We start from the raw sequence: 20525 nt of genomic DNA on the forward strand, positions 1-20525 counted from the left end.
GAAGGAGAATGAATATGACAATTCAAGAAAAGATTGAAAATGCCCGTAAAGCTTTAGAATTAATTCACGATTACACTCAGGAACAAATTGACCATTTGGTTTATGTAAGTGCAAAGACCATTTATGATCATGCAAAGCCATTGGCAAAATTGGCTGTTGAAGAAACGGGTCTTGGAAAATATGAGCATAAGATTGCAAAAAATACAGATACAGCAGCTGTTTTTTACGATTACCTAAAAGATAAGAAGTCTGTTGGTATTATCAATGAGATTCCAGGAGAGGGTATCATTGAGGTTGCACATCCCATTGGTGTAATTGGAGCTATTACTCCTGCAACAAATCCTACTGTAACACCACTAGGGAATTTCATGCATGCATTAAAAGGCAAAAATGCCCTTATCGTTTCCCCAGCACCCCGTGCAGAAAAAACAACAACTGACACAATTGAGTTGATTCGTCAGGCTTTGGCGGCGAATGGGGCACCTAAAGATTTGATTCAAGTGGTTGAGGGGGCAACAATTGAAAAATCCAGAGAGTTGATGGAGAGATGCGACTTGGTTCTGGCCACGGGTGGTCCAGGGTTAACAAAAGCTGCATATTCAAGTGGAACTCCTGCTTATGGCGTAGGGCCTGGTAACCCTCCTGTTATTTTGGACAGAGGCTTTGATCTTGATGAAGCGGCTAAAATTTCTTTGGTTGCTGTAGGTAGTGATAATGGTATTCTTTGTGATGGTGATAATCTATTGCTCTACCCTCAGGAATCCGAAAAAGAACTATGTGATGCATTGAAGAATGTAGGGATTCTTGTTTATGATGAAAAAGAGGATGTAGATAAATTCCGTGAAGTTTTATTCCATGACGGTAAAGTAAATGCTGATTTGGTTGGTAAGGATGCAGCTGTCATTGCGAGAGAAGCAGGATTTGCAATTCCTGACGCCACGGAAGTCATTGCACTGAAGACGGAGGGTGTGGGCAAGGAAGACGTTTTGAACAAGGAAATCATGGGGCCTATTGTAATTCTTAAGGGTTATGATACCTTTGAAGAAGCTGTTGACATAGCAGTAAGAAATATGAAAGAATCTGGAGGAATTGGACATACTGCCGGCCTTCTCAGTAATAACCAAGAGCATATTCGATATGCAGGTGAGAGATTGCCAGTGGCTCGCTTGTTGGTGAACCAACCGACGCCGGACGCATGGGGTCCTGCTACAAATGGTCTTTCACCAGCGGTATCAGAGGGGTGTGGAACATGGGGGAATAACATTTTGGCTGGCAACGTGGATTATATCCACTTAATCAATGTTTCTAAAATTGCAATGCCTCTTGATGTAAAAGTACCTTCGGCTGAAGAAATTTTTAGCAAGTAATATACATTAAATATAGTCCGTTTTTACCACTTAAATGGCGGTTGCGGTTTTGATCATTGAGATTATATTGGTCGGCCTCAGCCGCTATTTTTATTAGAAGATAGTATAAATAGAATAAAAACAAGATGATACTTGGGGCGAATTTTACCAGGGTTTTTTTATTTGAGAAATAAAAAAACCCTAAAGCATTGAAATGAGTTTATGGCCTTAGGGAAGTATAGATAAAAAATGGGGTAGAAAGGAACTTATTGACAACAGATCATTCGTAAGGAAGGAACAGGGCTATTAATTTTTACGCTCATTTCCCCAAAAGAACAGAGCAACCGTGCCTGGGCCGGTATGGCTACCAATGGTAGTCCCTATATTAAATATTTCCACGGGACCGTTTATATTTTGAAATGTGCTTTCCACCAGATCAGCAACCTGTTTGGCGTCTATAAAGCAATCAGAATGAGAAATATAGCATTTTCCAGTATAATCGAGTCCACCTGATGCATGTTCCACCATTTTATTTACAATTGCTTTTATAGCTTTCTTTTTTGCATGAATTTTGCACCTGGGGATCAGTTTTCCCTCGGAATTCATATTTAGTAGAGGGCAAATATTTAAGATATTCCCAATCATACCTTCTGTTTTAGAGATTCTGCCACCTTTAATATAGAAAGAAAGGTCAGATGAAAAGAACCAGTGATGCAAATTGAGCCTATTCTCATCGACCCAACGCTTTAAATCATCTATGGTTTTCCCTTCATCCCGCAAATCAGCAAGGCAATCCATTAACAATCCGTAACCAGAGGAAGCACCCAACGAGTCGACAATATACAGTTTACGATCCGGGAATTTTTCCAGTAAGTTTACCCTTGCGATATTTGCTGAATTGACAACGCCGGAAATGCCTGACGATAGACATACATGTATTATATCCAAACCTTCTTTTAAAAAAGGTTCGAAATAAGCTTCAAACTCTTCAGAATTCACCTGAGAAGTCTTAGTAGTTGCACCTTGCTTGAGTTTGGTATAAAAATCATCAAAAGTTAATGTGTCACCTAGATCATCAATATATTCTTTTCCGTCTAACTCATAGTGAAAACAGATGTATGAGATGTTTCTGTTTTCGAAATGTTCTTTGGTTAAATCTGCGGTAGAGCAGCAGCTTAGAATATATCTTTCCATTTGTTTCCCTTCCCTTCGTAATTACGATTTTATACCATTATACCACGTATACTAATTTAATGATACATTTGCTTCAAAAGCAAGCATGATTCCGTCCATTTCAGCATAATAGCTGCATAGTCCTCCGGTAGGCATGATTTGAATTGCACAAGCTGGGAATTTTTCTTCTAATTCTTTTTTTAAGTGGTTTGCACCTGCTTCGTTAAAACAATGGCTAATTATAACTTTTCCTCCATTGTAACCCGTTTCAATCATTGTGTTAAGCAACGCCTCATAGGCCTTTTTTCGGCCTCTGCATTTATGCAAAACTTCTAACTCGCCTTCAACGCTGGCACGACCTAAAATTCGTATTCCAAGCATACCTACAAGTTTTCCAATATGTTTGTTAACACGCCCGTTTCGAATGAGGTTTTCTAAAGATTCCAGTATAAACAAAAGGTGGGTTTTTTCTTGGTATTGGGTTATTTGGTCTACAATTTCACTGAAAGATAGTTCTTTCTCCATTAATTCAGCCAATTTATAAACCAAAAGAGTAATTTCCGGTCCAGCAGACAGACTATCAATGATATGTATTTTTTTGGTAGGGTCTTTTGACAAAATTGTTTCTTTTGCAACCTGCGCACTATTGTTGCTTCCTGATAAAGTGCTGGTTATGGTGATGGCAATTATTTCATCTGCTTGTTGGAAAGCATCAATCCAAGCCGCTGGACTAGGTGCGGCACTACGTGTATGGGAGGTGCAATTTTTCACATCATCCATATATAATTTGATATCTAATGATGTATCATCAACATATTCTCTTTCTCCAACACGAAGAGTAAGAGGTACTCTTTGAAAGAGGACATTTTGTATTCCGTTTAGTTCAGTCAAGTCACAACCTGAATCAGCTATTATTGCGTATCTCATGAAAAGCAACATCCCTTCTTTACATATGGTATTTAAAACTACATTATATTGTAATATATAAAGTATCATGTTACAATTTACAAATAAAATAAAATTGTAAACACATGTCTGAATGATGAAAGGTTTTGGGTATGAGGGAATTAAATGAAAACAAAAATGAGCGAAATCGCTTCACAAGGATGTGTATAGGGGATGCGCTTATTGCATTAATGAAACAAAAAGATTTTAAAAAAATATCGGTGTCCGATATTTCAAAAAAAGCGGGACTCTCTAGGGTAACTTACTACAATTATTATGTAAAAAAGGAAGACATAATCAATGACTATTTGGGTGAGTTAGTTGCAGAATATATCCTTGAAGTTAATCAACATCCAGAAATAGGATCAATGATGAGTTATAGGCATATTTTGTTTTCACTAAAATTTTTTGACAGATACGCAGATTTTTTTAAGACTCTTGAAAGCTCAGGACTTCACTCACTTATTATCAATGCCATGAATGATTTTATGGAGGAAAAAATTTTTAAGGAGTATCCTGGGTCTATTTATGAGCTGTATTGCTACGGTGGGGCCTTATTAAATATGTTTTTGAAATGGGAGAAGAATGAAAAAAACATTACGGCTGAGAATTTAGCTCAAATTATTGAGGATTTTGTCACGAAGGAAGCAAATGTTTAAGCATAAAATAACCTAAAAAATGAGCATAGATAAAAGGTTGGTGCCTTGTAAAAAGCCATTGAATTAAACAATTCGGATTTATAGGTGAAAACCTAAACAGGAGTGCGTAATGGTTGCTTACAAGAATTATGGTAAATAAAAAAATAGAAGATAGAGTTGTTTTACCCCTTTTAGAGTACAATTTGGAACATCAAAATTTACAATAAATAGGAGCACTCACTGTGTAACTGATGGAAAATTGGTAATTTGGATTTCTTCAGAAAGACATTGAAAGATGGGCTAAATAAATGTAATTCATCAGTTACGATTGGGAAGCAACTCATTTCCTTGATCAAAAGAGAAGAATGGAAGGCTATAAGTATAAAAGAATAACGCCGGTAGCTACGAGGAGTGACCGGCAAAAGAATATTAATCCTGAATTTGTAGCCATATCTCCATGCTTGTAGTCGTGGGGGTATGGCTTTTATAACGCTCTGCACAAAATGCAGCCGTTTTTAGCTTATGCTTGGGAAGCCAAGTTTTAAAAATATATTGTTGTGTTTTATAAAGAGCATCCATTACAAGAACCTCAAAATCCTCAGCTTCAAAGGTACAGACGATATAATTCCCTGCTGGCATTTGCCATGTTTCGTACCCCTGGGGCACATTTGCTAAATGGGATTCACTGCCTGCAAAATAATAAAAATATCTGGTGTCTGAACAGGGATAGGAAACTCCAATTTCCTGAGAACTATCATTTAAATATAGTTCTGAAGTCTTTTTGTGATGGAAGTCTCTCCAGAGGGTATCTAAGGGGTCTATACCTGATTTTGTTCCCAGGCCTTCTACAAACTGCACTGGCATCTTTTTCACCAGACCTATAAAGTGCTTTGGTTTTACTAGCTTCTGCCTGTTGATTTCAAGAACAATGCCATCTGTAATAAGGGGTACCCCTTCATCAATCAAAGTGTAATGGAGTAGAAGCTGAGGTTTTGTCATGCGGTTTAGTGTTTGGGCATTTTTACGGTATTGAGCGGGCGTCATTCCAAAGGTTTCTTTAAAGTTTCTAGAAAAGTGTTCGTGGGAAGTGAAACCAAGCTCTAAAGCAATATCCAAAATCCTTTTGTTCTTTTGTAACAAACTTTCTGTCGCTTTTGCCATACGTCGAAGTTTTACATATTCCGCAACAGGTTTTTTAACCAATCGGCTAAAGAGTCGTTGATAATAAAAAGGTGAGAGTGATGCCATCTTTGCTAGGTTTTCGATGTTTAGGTCTTCGTCGAGGTGAAGTTCAATAAATTCTATGGTTTGCTGTATTTGTTCCCATGCGTGCATTATAAGCACCTCCTTTACCTATAAGTTACTATATCATGTTATATCCTGCTTGTCTGTGAATACTCTGTTTTCAAAGTTTAAGGGGTGTTTCTTTTCCTTGGAATGATTTTTAAAAGAAGTAAAATTGGAATGTTGTAGACTCTTTAGGGATTATGCTCCGTGATTTTATAGAGTTACGAATAAGTAGTGTTTGATGGTGGACAACCTTTATGCCACGGAGGGGGAGCAGGATAAGAATCAGTTTTTATAGCAATTCATAAGAATTGTGTTATTAAAAATTTGTTTGGGAAGTTAGACAACCTTGTGTATTTGTTTTTACTTTTCACAGTTCCTTTCACAGCTAAAATGATAAAAAATACACAGCTGACAGCTGACATTTTTGCTATTATAATAGGAATGAAATATAAGTGTGATAATAAAGGTTAGAGAACAGAAATTTTTGTATGCATATCTAGGGCAAATCATTTTTTTCAACGGTTTTCCGGTGTGCTCGTGGTAATTTAGAAATTCTGATTTTAAATTTCTTCTGAAAGGATTAATTCAATAAAAAAATATTGCCATAGTTTAGCTGCCATTTATGTTAATTTTAAAATTAGAAATGGAGAGGGAAAGAAAACGATGAGAGGTTCGGGAAAATTATTATCAAAAAATAAAAGATTTTTGGAATGTTGTCTATGGAGGAAGAAAATCCTTGTCACTGCATTGATGGTTTTTATGGCAGGTAGTGTGGTTTTTACCGGATGCGCAGGGGAAAATATTGCAAATTTAAGTTTAACCCACCGGGAACAGGCAAAGGTGCTTGCTTTGTTGGGTGATCTTCATGAAGATGTTTCACAAAAGGTGGTATACAAACTAAGCCAACTTGTACATAAAGGGGAAGCATTGAGGACGGAAAGAGAGGAAAAAGAGAATTACGAAATGATGGATGAGGAGTATGAATTATGGCTGGAAATTACAGCTTTACTTGATAAAGAAACGATACGGCAATTCGGAGAGAATAAATTTGAGGAGGAAAGTAAGGATTTTGACTTAGACTACGGAGAAAATACCATGGAAAACCTCAGAAAGATACTTACAGAAAAGGATTGGAATGAGCTTAAGGAAATAAGAGATGCTTATTTTTTGACAGCAGAAAGTGACGAGCAGGATTCCTACGATGAAACCCAACAAGGGATAAATAAAATAATTTGCAAATATAAAGGGTTGGACGTAGACGCAATATCTCTAAACTTATTGGATGATAAGAATCAACAAAATTTTGGTATGTTTACAATTACACCTGAGCTTGAAGTGAAGTATCAAAATGGAGCAGAAAATGGTTTAAAGGTTTTAAATCCAGAGGAGCAAGAAGCATTAAAGTTGGTTTGGAAGCAAACAACAGATATTTTACCAATAAAGCTGTTTGCCAATTTTAAATATTTTAAAGTTGGCGGGGATGGCGAATTAGGGACGTATGCTTATGTGATGCCCGTAGATTCAGAAGGAAAACTATGGTGTATGACGGTAGATCCGGCAGACATTACGGAGGATGGACTATTTCCATATACAGTGGTGCATGAAATGGCACATTATATTACCTTGAATGAAAAACAAGTGGAATATTTTAAGGAGGATAGAATTGCTTACCCCTCAGAAAGGTTTACTGACGGGCAATGTGTAGCAAAAGAGGACTCTTACCTTCAGGCTTATTACAAGACGTTTTGGGAGGATATTATAAATGATTGGTCCACAAATCCAGATAATCCATATTTTTATTACCGCCATCAATCTCAATTTGTTACAGGTTATTCTGCAACGGAATGTGCAGAAGATATGGCTGAAAGTTTTTCGGCATACGTTTTCTTAGACAGAGCCCCTACAGCTGAAACGCAGAAAAAGTTGAACTTTTTTGATAGCTATCCGGAGTTTAAAGCTTTGAAATATGACATACTAAAAAAAGTAAAAGAGAATAAGGTTTATGTTAACCCGGAAATCGAACCGGTTTATAATGAGAATTTGAAATCGGTTGCATAATTTTGCAATCTAAAAACAATAACTGATTCAAAAGGGGAATGATCAGCATGTTTTGCAATGATTTGCTCCGGCTTATCAACTTCTTTAATTATAACGCTTCAAGACGTTTTTATAGAAATAGAGATTTCATTCACTGTGTTGTTACTTCAAGGAGCAAAAATAAAAATAGTAGGTTGGAGAAAGTAGGGATGAGTTATGACCATTCGACATCTTAAAATATTTATTGCTGTTGTGGAATATAGAACGATGCATCAAGCAGCAAAGCAGCTTTTTGTGTCCCAACCATCTATTAGCCAGGCAATTACTGAGCTAGAATCCTATTACGGTGTTAAGCTTTTTGAAAGGATATCTCAAAGATTGTACCTTACAGAAAAAGGGAAAAACTTGCTGCCCCACGCACAACACGTAGTTGATGCCTTTCAAAAATTAGAGGAAATAATGAAAAATTCTGGTGAGAAAAGCAAAATACGAATTGGTGCCAGTGTTACTGTTGGTGCTTGCATTTTGAATGATTATGTCAAAAAGCTTGAGGAGATGATCCCGGGTATTGAGGTGGAAGTAGTTGTCAATAACACCTCTTTTATAGAGGATATGCTACGGAATTGTGCCATCGATGTGGCTGTTGTTGAAGGAATTATTATGGGTACAGACATTGTGAAAGTGCCATTGTTTGAAGATGAATTGGTAATTATTTGTGGGAAAGATCATCCTTTTTACAAGAGAGAGGGACTAGAAATTGCTGATTTGCAAAATCAACCGTTTATTTCTCGTGAGGAAGGAAGCGTAGACAGAAATCAATTTGAAAACATTTTAAAACAAAACAATGTCACTATTAGAAGAAAATGGATTTGCAGCAATGTAGACACAATCAAGAACGCTGTGTTAAATGGCCGTGGACTGGCGATTGTTTCACAGCTGATGATTGAGAAAGAATTGCAGGATAGGACTTTGAAAAGCATACCAATTCACAATGTGAATCTAAAAAGAAATATACAGCTAATTTATCATAAGGATAAATATTTATCTCTGGAATTAAAACAATTTATAGAGGTTTGCCAAACAAATTAAAAGTTACAAAGGGGTTGTCCATTTGAATGGATAACCCCTTTTATTCTATAATATTTTACATTTTGTGGTGATTTCAAGCCTACAGCACATAATACATGCTAGTTCCAATGATTCCTGTTCCAAAAATTACAGCAATGGGATTTGCCTTAAATTTTCTCAAAGTAATTAAGCCAATGACGAATAAAAAAAGTTCTATATAGCGGATATCTTCCAATTGGAAGCCTTTTTCAGATCCAAATAGCCCTAGAAAAAGGATTGACAGCCCAGCTGTTGCAATTAAGGCAACAACGGCAGGTCTTAGGGCACCAAGAATAATCTGTACACCTCCTAATTTTCTGAATTTATAGTATATATAAGCCAGGGTTAGACAAATGAAAAAAGAGGGAATGATGCAACCCAAGGTACAAATAAGTGCCCCAGGAATGCCAGCAAGCTGTGTGCCGACAAAAGTTGCAGAGTTAATTGAAATAGGCCCGGGTGTCATTTCGGCTATGGTGATTAAATCTGTAAATTCTGCCAGTGTCATCAAACGATAGGTATCCACAATCTGATTTTGAATAAGGGGGATTGCTGCATAGCCGCCACCAACACTAAACAGTCCAACCTGAAGGAAGCTAAAAAATAGTTTTATAATTAACATTTAGAATTCCCACCTTCCTTTGCTTTTTCTTTGTATAGCTGAACAAATAGATGAATAAATCCGGCTATTAAACAGCCAAGTATTATATACATTGCACTAACTTCCAATAAGAACGCTAAAACAAAAGCAATGACCATAAGCGTAATATAAAAAACGCTTTTTGTTCTGCATACATTTTTTGAAAGATTTGCAACTACATCAAAGATTACAGCGGCAACACCTACACGCATAACTTGAAGTGCTGTTGCAATTACCTCATTTTGTCGAAACTGGGCGTAAAAAACAGATATGATGGAGATTATAATCATTGGAGGAATGATAGTTCCTAGAATAGCAACAATAGAACCAATTACACCATAAATACGATAGCCTAATATGACTGAAGCGTTGACTGGAATAGGCCCAGGGGACGACTGTGCTATTGCAGTAATATCTAACATTTCATCTTCTTCTAGCCACTTTAAATCTTCGACAAACTTTTTTTTCATTAAAGAAACGATAACAAACCCACCGCCAAAAGTAGAAGCACTTAACATAAATGTACTAAGAAATAATTGCCACAGTATTTTAGGGGAATGTTTCATTTTTTTCAACTCCTTCATGTTTTAAGTATAGTGAAATTATAGTTGGGATTATTTAATTTGTAAAATATATAAGATTTATTAATCCGATAATAAATTCATTATCAACTTTTAAGGGCATCCGCTTTTTGGTTTAGAGGTATTATCATAATGAAGTTTTAGCTTCAGTAGGGGAGAGCTAACGATAACCTAGAGTAAAAGAACAGGGATTTACTAAAAAGATATTTTAGAAGGTCGAACTGCTTTGCATTTTCGTCAGTAGAGGCGTAATTTTCACATCAGGGTTCAGAAATTTCGATTCGTGAATATTAACTTTGATAATTCTTTGTGGTTTTATGTTTCATATTTCCTGAAATTTTCTTATTTTTATAAAGCAGCGTCAGGTAGGGTTATTTACAAAAAACTTTATGATTCGATATATTTTGTGGCGAATTTTAGAGAAATATGGTAATGTATATATACAAGCTAAAGCTATTTAGGGTGGGATTAAAAATGTTTAAAGTTGCAATATGTGATGATAATGAAGTGGTTTGTATTGAAATTGAAAGAAATATAATAGAATTTTTTGCAACAGAAAATATTCAATACGAGATTGACGTGTTTTATTCTGGAGAAGAACTCATTACTAGCTTGAAGGAGGAAGAAAAATATGACCTTATTTTCTTAGATATTGAGCTGGAGGCCGTAAATGGCATAATGGTAGGTCGCTTTATCAGAGAAGAACTTATGGACGATAATACGCAGATTTCTTTTATCTCAGCACAAACATCTTATGCTTTAGAACTTTTCCAAGTAAGACCCATTCATTTTTTGGTGAAACCGGTTGCGAAAAGTCAAGTACATAAAGTTTTAGAAAAAACATTACAGTTACAAGGAAGACAAACAAAGTATTTATGCTACAAAAGTGATAGAACGGAAAAAAAGGTACCCTATAGAGATATTTTATATTTTAGCAGCGAGGGCAAAAAAATTTATATCCATATGAAGCAGGGGGAGGATTGCTTTTACGATAAATTATGTAACCTAACCATACCAGCTACAGATTTTATTCGTATACATAAATCCTACATCATAAATCAGCAATATGTGATTCAGTTTAAATTTGACAGGGTTTTACTAAGCAACTCGGTAGAGTTGCCTATTAGTCGTATGTATCGTAAAGATGTGAGAAAACAACTTAGTTTGTGGCGAAGAGAGGATTAATATTATGCTTTCCTTAGGATACAGTGAGATAATTTACTTGGTTTCTAATGTTTTTCGAATTTTTGCAATCAACCTTTTTTTGGACGTATTTTTTGCTAGGAGAAATTTAAGATGGTCAAAAACGGCGCAAAGAGGAGTTTTATTTGCATACTTTATAATCAATAGTGGTGTATATTTGTTTGCAAAAAATCCCTTACTTACAGTCATTACAAATGCAATTTTGTTTGTTATCCTGACTTTGCCTTACAAAAGCTCAATTTGGCGAAGGATATTTGCTGCCAGTTCAATCTTTATGATAGGGGTAATTTGTGAGGGTATCGTTGCCAGAACGGCAATATTACTTTACGGCCCATCTCCTAGGATTGAAATCATTACATACGTTTTGAGCAACTTCCTCTTATACCTAATCGTTCTGGTGTTGCGTAGGTTTTTGGGAGATAATGATGAGATTATACTACCTAAAATTCACTGGTTATGTATAACAATTATACCTTGTATTTCATCAGTGGCGGATATAGCTTTAATTTTGGGTGGCTATGAACAGTGGATAAATGTAACTGTCATTTCATGCCTGTTTTTAATTAACATTGCATTTTTCTACTTGTATGTGCAGTTGGTTGAAAAATATGAGGTTGAAATGCAAAATCAATTCCTTGCCCAACAGAATAGGGCATACCTTCAGCAGATACAAGTGATTGGTGCCGCTGAGGATAACATTAAAAGACTTCAGCACGATTATAAAAACCATTTGATTGCTTTAAAAGAGATGACAAATGGTAAGAATGAAAGCTTTAAAGAATATGTACGTGTTTTAGAAGAAAAGATGTCTCTGGATTCAAACTATGTTATGACGGGAAACAAAATATTAGATGGATTAATAAACTATAAGGTTCGAATCCTTTATGACTTGGGCATTGATGTAGATATTAATATTAATATACCTGATAATATCGGTATACAAGATTTTGATATAGTTGTAATTTTAGGCAATTTACTGGATAATGCAATTCGGGCTTTGCAGCACCAGGGAAAAGGTAGTTTTGCAATCAAATTTTTCTACGATAGAGGAACTATTTTCTTGCAAACAAGAAATACTTTTAGTGGTGAATTAAAGAGAAAAGGAAATTCATTTTTTACTACGAAAAAAGAAACAGATGAGCCTCATGGACTGGGGTTAAACAACGTGAAGCGGATTGTAGAGAAATATAATGGAGAGCTAGATATTACAACTGAGAATAATTTTTTTGACGTAGAAATCGTTATGTATATCTGATTAAAAAAACACATCTTTTGATCCAAAGATGTGTTTTTTGTTGCCAATTTTGGAAGAAGCTTTGCTTATTTTGGCGTTTTATGAATTCTATCAAATATCGTGTTAAAATCAGCTTGTACTTAAAAAATAATGAAATGGGGTTTGTTCTATGAAAAACAAAATGGGTAAGTGGAAATTAGAATTATGGAAAGCAATTACTTCTTTGGCTATGGTAATTACTGTGGTATCAGTGAACTCTACTTGTATGTTTGAGTATTACCAACCTAAAATGCCTAATGGTAGCGAGAAACTGAAAAGAGACTAAGAATTTGCGTTCGGGGTGATTACAATGACTGAAAGATTGCTAGATGGCGTGTGGAAACAAATGCAGCTGGCAAAGGGGCTGGATGATAGCGACAAGGATATTTACATTTTTGGAATTTACCAAGGTGCAATATTGCTGTTGAATATTGTTACAGCTTTGTCTATTGGGATCATCCTGAACATGTTTCTTGAAATAGTTTTATATCTGATTTTTTTTCTACCACTACGAATTTTTGCCGGGGGATATCATGCAAAAACCCAGCTGAGATGCTATATTATGTCCACAGTAACAAACGTGTTTATTTTACTGGGAATTGGATTTTTACAGCATAACAAAAGTATTTGGGAGCTGCTTTATTTCATAATTTCATTTTGTGTCGTTTGGAGGTTAGTTCCAGTTGCAGATGCAAACAAACCTTTATTACCAGAGGAGCACTTAAAATATCAGAAAAAAGTTCGGGGAACACTGGTTTTGTTAGCCTCAATAGCAGCGTTGGCTTATGTTTCAGGTATAGAGGTGGTTACAGCAGTAATAGAAATGTCTGTTTGCTTTTTGGCCATTATCCTTTTAATGGGTATTCTTAAAAATAGAAAAATCTTAAAAACACGGGAAAATGAACCATTATATGTAGATTAGCAGGGTTTTTTACTATTTTTGTTACTAGTCTGGGATAATCGGGTTATGGTAAATCGTATGATTCCTTTAGAAGTTTAAAGCCAATTTGGCAGCAAAGTTAGTTTTACAAGTAAAATGTATCTTTGTTTAAATTTGACTTAATTGACAACTGCTTCTTAGTACAAACATTTCATTATCTTTGTTTGTGTGTATTTAATCAAGGGTTTTTAAAGCCGATTTTAATACAATTAAAAGGTGGTATCATTCAAATTTATCGAAGAGGGAGCATTACTATGAATCATAAATTTTATAATTCAGTTTGGGTGCTTTCATGTATATATGCAATTTCAATCGTTTATTTAGGGAGTACTGGCAAAATGCATGGCTTTGCTTTAGATATAAGTAGAACCATCGTCTCTATATTAGCAGTTTCTTTTACATTTTATAGCTGGTATGTAAGGAAGTAATACATCGGATGATGTGCCCTTTACGGGGAGGTTAAATGATGAACATAATTATAGTGGCTGAAAATCAATTGAAATTTCAAGCTATTTTCAAACGATCTTCTAGAAGCATAATTTAAATATACGTATTTAAATAGATTTGTTTGACGCGATGCAGAAGGCTAGCGTCTTTTTTTAGTTATATGCCATTCTAGTTTCATTGGTATTAAAAGAGCTGCATATTTCCCAGTAAAGACTAAACAGTTCATGTGTTAGTATTGAACCAAAATAATTTATGAGGTATTCTGTAAATATTAAATTTACTAATTAGATTATGATCAAAGTAGATGAGTTCGTAATAGCAAATCTGCTTTATTAGCATGTGAGATTTTAATAGGACGTTACACATGGATTGCATTGCTTTATTTCTATTTGAAAAAACAACAAATGGTATTTAATACTGGTGGACTTCTAAACGAAATATTTTATGCCTCTATCCACAATAGTTAAACATTTTGAAGGCTAGCAAGTTTAAATAAAAGGGTCTATTATCATTGGCAACCAATAAGTTGAGAAGTGGGAAATGAAAAAGGCGTTCAATAAAGGGTAATAAATAAGAAGGAATAAGTATTTAAACAAATATAATCTAAAAACATAGAAAATAGAATTGAGGTTTGGGACCATGGAGATCAGAAAGATTGGACAGCTTTCCAGTATGCCATTGGATAAAGTTACTGGAACAAATAACTGGTATTATTCTGCTGAATGGACAGGAGATATTTATGAGGCAGAGGAGATGATACAGAATGGCTTACATTTTGAGGGAACGAATATGTACCTAATTCGCTACCCTCATGGCGAAGTTATTAAACCTTTTGATCGAAAGAAAAATATCTATATCCAACGTCCTGTATGGAATCAAGATGGAATAGCTTTTTTGGTGGTTGACTTTGTTTGCAGAGAAATATTAATTTATCATTTAAATGTGGATAGCCATATAATGTTGTGTATCGCTAAACTTCCATTAGCTACTGTAACCGACTGTTATAATTTGCAGCTAAGCATGGCCCCTCTGACCTTATATAGACACGGGTCTGATGGGTTATTCGAGTTGATTTGGCCTGAACGATTTTCGTTTATGGTGGATTCTTCGGAAAATTTGGTTCACAGGGATGGGGCTGAATTATATTTTTCAAAGTGGAAAGAGGATCCAGACTATAACGAGGAGATTTATGTAAGAAGTGTTTTTACAGGTGAGGTAATAAGACATTTTTCCGGCATCTTATATGATATGCCTGATGGAACTTGGTGGCTCATGTAAAAAAATTAAAGCCTACTAATATAGAGAAAAGGTTGAGAATTGGTTGGATTTTATCCTTCAAATGCTTAATCTTTTTTTCTTATTTTAAAAGGAGTTACGTAGCTTTTTTCTGAAAAATTATTGGCAGTTTGATCTAGGAATATTACTTACACGGAGAATTGGTTTGTTGTATATTGCTGCATTTATTATTTCAATCATCCGCGAGGTAATTTTTTTGCAGTAAATAGATTAAAATCGTGGTGCAAGAGGGGTGAACCCTTTATCAATGTTACTTCTTTGTTGTGCTAGGCTATGGTTTTTAAACAGCAAAAATGCGCCTATTATTTTTTTTGTTTGACTAGATATTATGATAAGAACGTTTTACTTATTTGGATTTACAGTGGGGAAACACACAATAGTGAGCCAAGCATAGAATAAATTAGGAACCGAGCATTAGAAATTTTTTAAATATAAGGATAGGAGGCGAAAAAAACATGAAAAATGCTGTTCCAATCTCGATAAAAAAATTTGATACCTTTGGTATAGTGTATTTTAACATTGAGAACTTTTTTGATTCCGAGAATGTAGAATCAGCCTATTTATCACTTGAGGTTTGTGGTAACACTGATGGAGAAGAAATTCAATGTTATTTAAATGATGATTTTAATAGTTGGGTTAAGAGAGATTTAACAATGAAAAAAAGTAATGATTTTAAAACCCCGTGGCGAAAGGAAGTTTTGCTAGACATCTCAGAAAACTATCACTTGTTGGCATCAGGTATAAAAGAAAACAATGGGATGATTGTTGCGTATGGTAATAACCAGGTGATCTCATCTCAGCTTTTAATTTGTTATAAAAAGGATATTATTGTGCCGAAATTTTTGTGTGAGCCATATTTTGATAAAAAACTCTATATCTCCAGCAGACAAAAAGAGGCGTTTTCACCTTATTTCCTAATGGCAACTGTCAAGATGCTTACTATTTGGGTGGAAAATTTAGGCGAGCACCCCATAAATGTTGCTTTGGCCAATAGCCCTGATGCAAAAAAGTCTGCTACTAGCTTGCAATGGACTGAGGTGGTACCTAATGAAATTATAGTGTTGAATCCAAAATATTTTTCAAAGTATGTTAGGGCAATTTTGAATAGCTCACAAAAGGGTATTATTGCCAATGTTTGGTTCCAATCTCAGCTGGCGAGGTAAAGCAGTAACCAATTTCAGCTCGTCTTCATACTATGTATTGAACCGGTTTGCAACAAAAGGTACCTATATGAGTCTAAGTTGTAGTACAAGCCTAAGTTCTAGTACAAGCCACTAATATAATAAGGAGTGTTTTAACTTTATGAATAACTTGATTTTCAATACCACGGCTTCCGAGTTAAAGTCCTCGATTTATGGTTATAATCAGAGTTCCCTTACTTTACAGCTGCTTCAGCTAGATTCTGCTGGTAATATGTTAATGACAGGTAGTGTAACGGTGAATAATGCCATTACCATTGCCAACGCAACATTGACAGTAGACGGTAGTGTAACGGTAAATAATGCCATTACCATAGCCAACACAACATTAACTGTTCTGATTTCTGGACAAACTTTTACCTCTGCAACAGCAAATTTACCAAATGTTACGGGTACTGGTAATGTATTTACGGCAACAAACATTTCTACACTTACTACAGCGTCAATGTTTATCAACAACACTGGTAGTAACACAGTAACATATTCATTAATGTTGAGTCCTGATGGCACCACATATTTTGCTGATCCAAACTATACAAGCAAAACTGTTATAGGTGGTGGGAAAGCAGTAATCCCTATCGATATTTTTGCACAATATGTACAATTGCAATATGAATTAGGTACGAATACAGCAACATTTAGTGCTTACTACAACGGCCAAGCATAAGACAATATAATTCAACAAGCCATAAGCCTATCTAGAGTCGCAGTGCACATGCGCTGCGACTTTTCATATCATGTATTATGTTGGGAGGTATTGGGATGGTGAAAATTAGTCTTTGTATGATTGTGAAAAACGAAGAAAAATATATTGAACAATGCCTTAGAAGCGTTTCTTCCTTGGTGGATGAAATAATTATTGTTGATACTGGATCAACCGATAATACCATTGAATTGGCTAAACAGTTTAATCCTAAAGTTTATCAATATCCTTGGGAAAATGATTTTGGCAAGGCAAGGAATTACTCTCTGGCGCAGGCCACTGGTCAGTGGATTCTTGTGTTGGACGCGGATGAGGCATTATATTTGGAAGATATTCAAAAACTAAGGGGCATTTTAAAAAAAACAAAAGCAAATGGAATTGGACTTAAATTTCATAATTTTATAGATGAGGACTCAGAGGAGAATTATAATACCCATGTGGGAGTAAGGATTTTTAAAAACCATTATTTTCATTATGATGGTGTCATTCATGAGCAGTTAGTACCTAACCGCAAGGCAATTGTTATTAACTTGGAAACCACAGATGTAAGGGTGCGCCATTATGGCTATCTAAAGTCCAACGCAGGGAAGAAGAAGCGGGAAAGAAATGTTCCAATGATACAGAAGCTTTTGGATCAGAACCCTGATGATTCTTTTCAGCTTTTTAATATGGGAAACGAATATATGAGCGATGAAAATTATGCCAAAGCTTTATATTATTTTGACAAGGCATATAAAAATAAAGATACATCCCTGGCATACTGCCCCCATTTGATTTTTCGAAGAGCAGTATGTTTAAATATCTTAAATAAAGATGACGAAAGTTTGTTGACTTTGGGAGAAGGTATTATGCTTTATCCCAAATGTACAGACTATGAATACTTGAGAGGACGCATCTATAAAGCGCATAAACAATATTCTCTTGCAATTGCTAGCTTTGAAAAGTGCATTGCAATTGGAGCAGCACCTCCAAATTTAACATTTCTAAGTGATACAGATGGATTTCGAGCTTATATCGAATTGGGGCATATATATTTTTTGCAGGATGACTTTGTAAATGCGTTATCCTATTATTTAAAAGCAGTTAGCATCAAGAGCAGTCACTATGAGCTGATTTATAAAATTGGTGCAATTCTAAACAAACTATATTTAGATAAGAACATGGTTGCCATAAACTTGGAAAATTTATTTGCCGATAAGTACTATATTAATAATGTGTTAGTCATGGTTGATATTTTGCTTAATGAAAGACTTTATAAACAGGCAGAAACATATTATGCCAGAATCCAAGATAAACAAGGGTTTTTGGATGATATTCACTGGCTAAAAGGCAGAATTTTATTCTATCAAAAAGAATATGAAAAAGCCTTGGATGAGTTTATCAAAGTATTAAATTCTTCAAGTGATAAATATTTATTGCCTGATGTCAAGAGAAGATCCTTAGAATATGCAGTGATATGTCATCTGGTTGCCAAGCAGAAGGGTATTTTGGGGTGTCAGAAAGAAAAGGTAACTCATTTTATCGATACCTTATCAGATATCAGTGAGCAACGTATACTCCAATATTTTGTGGATAAAATTGATGTCACCTTTGAATGTGATGAGAAGACAGCTATTTACCGTGTATTATCTGAAATGTTACAAATCGAAGCATTCGAATTGTTTGAAGAGAGCCTACAAATTTTGAATCGAATCAACAGCAATGAAGTTTTGTTGGACTTAGCAAACATTTACTATGTAAATGGTTATAAAGAACTGGCGATTAAAAATATTATCCGCTCCATGAAAGAATTGGATGTTATCAACGCCAATGCGGTGCTAATATTGAATAAAGAATTTCTTTTGCCGGAGCAGTAAATTAATTTTTTAACACCATGAGTGGGTCATAGATTGAAAAAAGTCACCCTTTTATATCTCAAGAAAAAAGATATAAAAGGGTTTTTTCATAGGCTTCAAGAATGAGTGACTGAGAATTAAAGAAACCATTCGTTCTATAAAAGAATTTCCTTTAAAATTACAAACTATATTTTTGGTTGGTTATGCAATGCTATAAAGCTTAGAAAGGAAAAATGATTGTGAGAAACCAACGTTTCCTAGAATATGAATAGGGACTTAATTACAATTAGAAAAAAATGAAAAAATAACCCCCAAAAATAATATGCTGTTTTGAGGGAAAGGGTTATTAGAATTGGGTTCTTTATTTCCGGATACAAAACAAATAGTCTTTGGTTATAAGTCTTGGTAGTGCAATCTCTTTAAAACTTGGGGAGATAACATTTTCGCTCACTACGTCAAGGATTTTTGCAGCATCGGGATAAAGAGGTTCTTGCATAACTAGGATTTGATGCAACTTTGCACCCATTTCCTGTATATATTCATGTATGCTTTCGAAAGAAATACACAGTGCGGATTCTTCTAAGCTGCACTTTTCAATATTTCCTAGGGAATACATAAGATTGTTTTGGTTAGAGGTGTTTCTTAGTTTAAAAAGGAAAGTTCCGTTGTCTTTTATCAGAGAAAAAAGCTTTTCTAGAAGATGAAACGGTTTATCATAGGTATTGATGGGCTCCCCTAAAATCATATAATCAAAGCTATTTTTCTCATAATAATCATATAAAAAGTCGATTCTATCACAGGTTACTTTTTCGCATATGGTCTGCAGGTCTAAAAAATACTTTGCTTTAGTTGTAAATGCGTAGGAAGCAGTTTGGGTGATACCAAATTCCCGAAGCTTGTTACGAACATCCAGTATTGGGGTTCCGCATCGTGTATCGATACCTAGAATTGAGGGTACCCACGTGGTCTTGTTGGGTTTTTCTATAAGAGAGGTCACTTCCATTTCATAATTTCTGAAATCATCCCATGCATCTAAGCCAAAATATTTTTCAGCAAAATTTTTTCGTCCCATCGTTAAAGAGGAGTTCAGTTTGGCGGTATCTTGAGGAGTAGAATGATAGATATGGTCGTGGTGTACCCAAGTATCTTTACAAAGGATGGTTTTGTAACCTGCTCTGTTCATCCTTCTTGCCATATCATCGTCTGCAAAGTCGTGGAAAAAGCCATAGTCAAAGCCTCCAACAATATCGATACATTCTTTTTTGTAAAAGAAGATGGCGGGCATTAGCATCAGTCGTTCCTCCCATTTTAGAGGATTGGATATGTTATAGGAGGTAGCAACATCATTCATTTCTTCTATAGAATGAAAGGGTAAGAGAACCTGTTGTCGGTTTGATATGTTAGAACAAACGGGGGATACCCACCCGATATTATTGGCGGATTTGATACAAGTTAGTAGATTTGCAATTGCGTTTTTGGTTACAACCACATCATTTGAAATAATTGCGCAATATCTGCTATTTAAGTGTTGCTTTGCCACCCAAAAGGAATAATTTGCATTAATATTATTTGTAATGCGAATAATTGTTTTTTGCGGGTGTTTCACAGCTTTGTAATACTCTAAGACTTCAGGCCCTGAACCGCTGTCAATCAAAAAAAGGTGGTAAGGGACCTCTGTGTTACGAATTAAATGCTCAACGCATACTTTGGTTTTATCTAACCGATTGTAAGTAATGACTGCAATAGATAGTTCATTACCGCTATTGTTGGCAAAGGATTTAGCTGCCCCCTCCCTTGAGTCACAAATGGAATTGGCCTCAGTGGGCTTAGAGACATTATCTGTGTTAATTTCGATATAATCATACATACGAA

Annotated in this window: 18 protein-coding genes; 12 read left to right on the plus strand and 6 right to left on the minus strand. The window is 35.2% G+C overall.

Translation table 11 applies throughout. From position 1 onward, the window contains the following. Window positions 1-14 precede the first annotated feature (14 nt). Window positions 15-1367 carry an aldehyde dehydrogenase family protein gene (locus tag ABVZ64_RS11805; RefSeq protein WP_352401208.1) on the plus strand — a complete coding sequence of 451 codons (1353 nt, stop codon included), beginning with the start codon at window positions 15-17 and terminating at the stop codon, window positions 1365-1367. Between the two features lie 285 nt (window positions 1368-1652). Here the strand turns inward: ABVZ64_RS11805 and ABVZ64_RS11810 are convergent, their stop codons facing one another. Beyond that, window positions 1653-2540, minus strand: a complete 888-nt coding sequence (locus tag ABVZ64_RS11810) for a DegV family protein (protein ID WP_352401209.1) — start codon at window positions 2538-2540, stop codon at window positions 1653-1655. A 51-nt stretch (window positions 2541-2591) separates the two neighbouring features. Beyond that, the gene (locus tag ABVZ64_RS11815) at window positions 2592-3446 is read right to left on the minus strand and encodes a DegV family protein (protein WP_352401210.1); all 855 of its coding nucleotides are present in this window, start codon (window positions 3444-3446) and stop codon (window positions 2592-2594) included. 131 nt (window positions 3447-3577) lie between these two features. On the opposite strand from ABVZ64_RS11815, the gene ABVZ64_RS11820 reads away from it, so the two are divergent. After that, window positions 3578-4123, plus strand: coding sequence for a TetR/AcrR family transcriptional regulator (locus ABVZ64_RS11820; RefSeq protein WP_352401211.1), 546 nt, complete (start codon window positions 3578-3580; stop codon window positions 4121-4123). Between the two features lie 408 nt (window positions 4124-4531). Here ABVZ64_RS11820 and ABVZ64_RS11825 read toward each other — a convergent pair whose 3' ends face one another. Then, on the minus strand, window positions 4532-5437 hold the full coding sequence (locus ABVZ64_RS11825) for an AraC family transcriptional regulator (RefSeq protein ID WP_352401212.1): 906 nt from the start codon (window positions 5435-5437) through the stop codon (window positions 4532-4534). Window positions 5438-6055: 618 nt separating this feature from the next. Here ABVZ64_RS11825 and ABVZ64_RS11830 point away from each other — a divergent pair. Then, window positions 6056-7450, plus strand: coding sequence for a hypothetical protein (locus tag ABVZ64_RS11830; protein WP_352401213.1), 1395 nt, complete (start codon window positions 6056-6058; stop codon window positions 7448-7450). Between the two features lie 195 nt (window positions 7451-7645). Further along, window positions 7646-8518: a LysR family transcriptional regulator gene (locus tag ABVZ64_RS11835; RefSeq protein WP_352401214.1), complete on the plus strand. Its 873-nt coding sequence runs from the start codon at window positions 7646-7648 to the stop codon at window positions 8516-8518. 79 nt (window positions 8519-8597) lie between these two features. Here the strand turns inward: ABVZ64_RS11835 and ABVZ64_RS11840 are convergent, their stop codons facing one another. Further along, window positions 8598-9158, minus strand: a complete 561-nt coding sequence (locus ABVZ64_RS11840; RefSeq protein WP_352401215.1) for a chromate transporter — start codon at window positions 9156-9158, stop codon at window positions 8598-8600. Continuing rightward, a complete protein-coding gene (locus ABVZ64_RS11845) occupies window positions 9152-9742 on the minus strand; it encodes a chromate transporter (protein WP_352401216.1) in 591 nt (196 codons plus the stop codon). Before ABVZ64_RS11845 ends, ABVZ64_RS11840 begins: the two co-directional genes overlap by 7 nt. 489 nt (window positions 9743-10231) lie before the next feature. Here ABVZ64_RS11845 and ABVZ64_RS11850 point away from each other — a divergent pair, with 489 nt between their 5' ends. The 8 genes from ABVZ64_RS11850 (at window position 10232) to ABVZ64_RS11885 (ending at window position 18674) form a co-directional block, all read left to right on the plus strand. After that, window positions 10232-10942, plus strand: coding sequence for a LytR/AlgR family response regulator transcription factor (locus ABVZ64_RS11850; protein ID WP_352401217.1), 711 nt, complete (start codon window positions 10232-10234; stop codon window positions 10940-10942). 4 nt (window positions 10943-10946) lie between these two features. Continuing rightward, a complete protein-coding gene (locus ABVZ64_RS11855) occupies window positions 10947-12215 on the plus strand; it encodes a GHKL domain-containing protein (RefSeq protein ID WP_352401218.1) in 1269 nt (422 codons plus the stop codon). 148 nt (window positions 12216-12363) lie between these two features. Then, complete coding sequence (locus ABVZ64_RS11860; protein ID WP_352401219.1) at window positions 12364-12519, plus strand: cyclic lactone autoinducer peptide; 156 nt, start codon at window positions 12364-12366, stop codon at window positions 12517-12519. Window positions 12520-12543: 24 nt separating this feature from the next. Continuing rightward, on the plus strand, window positions 12544-13155 hold the full coding sequence (locus tag ABVZ64_RS11865; protein WP_352401220.1) for an accessory gene regulator ArgB-like protein: 612 nt from the start codon (window positions 12544-12546) through the stop codon (window positions 13153-13155). A gap of 1104 nt (window positions 13156-14259) precedes the next feature. Next, entirely contained in the window at window positions 14260-14898 is a 639-nt protein-coding gene (locus ABVZ64_RS11870) for a hypothetical protein (protein ID WP_352401221.1), read from the plus strand. Window positions 14899-15371: 473 nt separating this feature from the next. Continuing rightward, window positions 15372-16079: a DUF6385 domain-containing protein gene (locus tag ABVZ64_RS11875; protein ID WP_352401222.1), complete on the plus strand. Its 708-nt coding sequence runs from the start codon at window positions 15372-15374 to the stop codon at window positions 16077-16079. Between the two features lie 139 nt (window positions 16080-16218). Further along, the gene (locus ABVZ64_RS11880) at window positions 16219-16782 is read left to right on the plus strand and encodes a DUF6385 domain-containing protein (RefSeq protein WP_352401223.1); all 564 of its coding nucleotides are present in this window, start codon (window positions 16219-16221) and stop codon (window positions 16780-16782) included. A gap of 95 nt (window positions 16783-16877) precedes the next feature. Beyond that, window positions 16878-18674, plus strand: coding sequence for a glycosyltransferase (locus ABVZ64_RS11885; protein WP_352401224.1), 1797 nt, complete (start codon window positions 16878-16880; stop codon window positions 18672-18674). A 340-nt stretch (window positions 18675-19014) separates the two neighbouring features. On the opposite strand, the gene ABVZ64_RS11890 is transcribed toward ABVZ64_RS11885, so the two are convergent. Next, window positions 19015-20520, minus strand: a complete 1506-nt coding sequence (locus ABVZ64_RS11890; RefSeq protein ID WP_352401225.1) for a glycosyltransferase family 2 protein — start codon at window positions 20518-20520, stop codon at window positions 19015-19017. Window positions 20521-20525 lie beyond the last annotated feature (5 nt).

The organism is Anaerotignum sp. (genome assembly GCF_040307045.1).
GTDB lineage: Bacteria > Bacillota > Clostridia > Lachnospirales > Anaerotignaceae > Chakrabartyella.

What these genes read in the sequence shown, in the direction of transcription:
- ABVZ64_RS11805 (WP_352401208.1), top strand. Translation starts at nt 15, where the DNA reads ATGACAATTCAAGAAAAGATTGAAAATGCCCGTAAAGCTTTAGAATTA.
- ABVZ64_RS11810 (WP_352401209.1), bottom strand. Translation starts at nt 2,540, where the DNA reads ATGGAAAGATATATTCTAAGCTGCTGCTCTACCGCAGATTTAACCAAA.
- ABVZ64_RS11815 (WP_352401210.1), bottom strand. Translation starts at nt 3,446, where the DNA reads ATGAGATACGCAATAATAGCTGATTCAGGTTGTGACTTGACTGAACTA.
- ABVZ64_RS11820 (WP_352401211.1), top strand. Translation starts at nt 3,578, where the DNA reads ATGAGGGAATTAAATGAAAACAAAAATGAGCGAAATCGCTTCACAAGG.
- ABVZ64_RS11825 (WP_352401212.1), bottom strand. Translation starts at nt 5,437, where the DNA reads ATGCACGCATGGGAACAAATACAGCAAACCATAGAATTTATTGAACTT.
- ABVZ64_RS11830 (WP_352401213.1), top strand. Translation starts at nt 6,056, where the DNA reads ATGAGAGGTTCGGGAAAATTATTATCAAAAAATAAAAGATTTTTGGAA.
- ABVZ64_RS11835 (WP_352401214.1), top strand. Translation starts at nt 7,646, where the DNA reads ATGACCATTCGACATCTTAAAATATTTATTGCTGTTGTGGAATATAGA.
- ABVZ64_RS11840 (WP_352401215.1), bottom strand. Translation starts at nt 9,158, where the DNA reads ATGTTAATTATAAAACTATTTTTTAGCTTCCTTCAGGTTGGACTGTTT.
- ABVZ64_RS11845 (WP_352401216.1), bottom strand. Translation starts at nt 9,742, where the DNA reads ATGAAACATTCCCCTAAAATACTGTGGCAATTATTTCTTAGTACATTT.
- ABVZ64_RS11850 (WP_352401217.1), top strand. Translation starts at nt 10,232, where the DNA reads ATGTTTAAAGTTGCAATATGTGATGATAATGAAGTGGTTTGTATTGAA.
- ABVZ64_RS11855 (WP_352401218.1), top strand. Translation starts at nt 10,947, where the DNA reads ATGCTTTCCTTAGGATACAGTGAGATAATTTACTTGGTTTCTAATGTT.
- ABVZ64_RS11860 (WP_352401219.1), top strand. Translation starts at nt 12,364, where the DNA reads ATGAAAAACAAAATGGGTAAGTGGAAATTAGAATTATGGAAAGCAATT.
- ABVZ64_RS11865 (WP_352401220.1), top strand. Translation starts at nt 12,544, where the DNA reads ATGACTGAAAGATTGCTAGATGGCGTGTGGAAACAAATGCAGCTGGCA.
- ABVZ64_RS11870 (WP_352401221.1), top strand. Translation starts at nt 14,260, where the DNA reads ATGGAGATCAGAAAGATTGGACAGCTTTCCAGTATGCCATTGGATAAA.
- ABVZ64_RS11875 (WP_352401222.1), top strand. Translation starts at nt 15,372, where the DNA reads ATGAAAAATGCTGTTCCAATCTCGATAAAAAAATTTGATACCTTTGGT.
- ABVZ64_RS11880 (WP_352401223.1), top strand. Translation starts at nt 16,219, where the DNA reads ATGAATAACTTGATTTTCAATACCACGGCTTCCGAGTTAAAGTCCTCG.
- ABVZ64_RS11885 (WP_352401224.1), top strand. Translation starts at nt 16,878, where the DNA reads ATGGTGAAAATTAGTCTTTGTATGATTGTGAAAAACGAAGAAAAATAT.
- ABVZ64_RS11890 (WP_352401225.1), bottom strand. Translation starts at nt 20,520, where the DNA reads ATGTATGATTATATCGAAATTAACACAGATAATGTCTCTAAGCCCACT.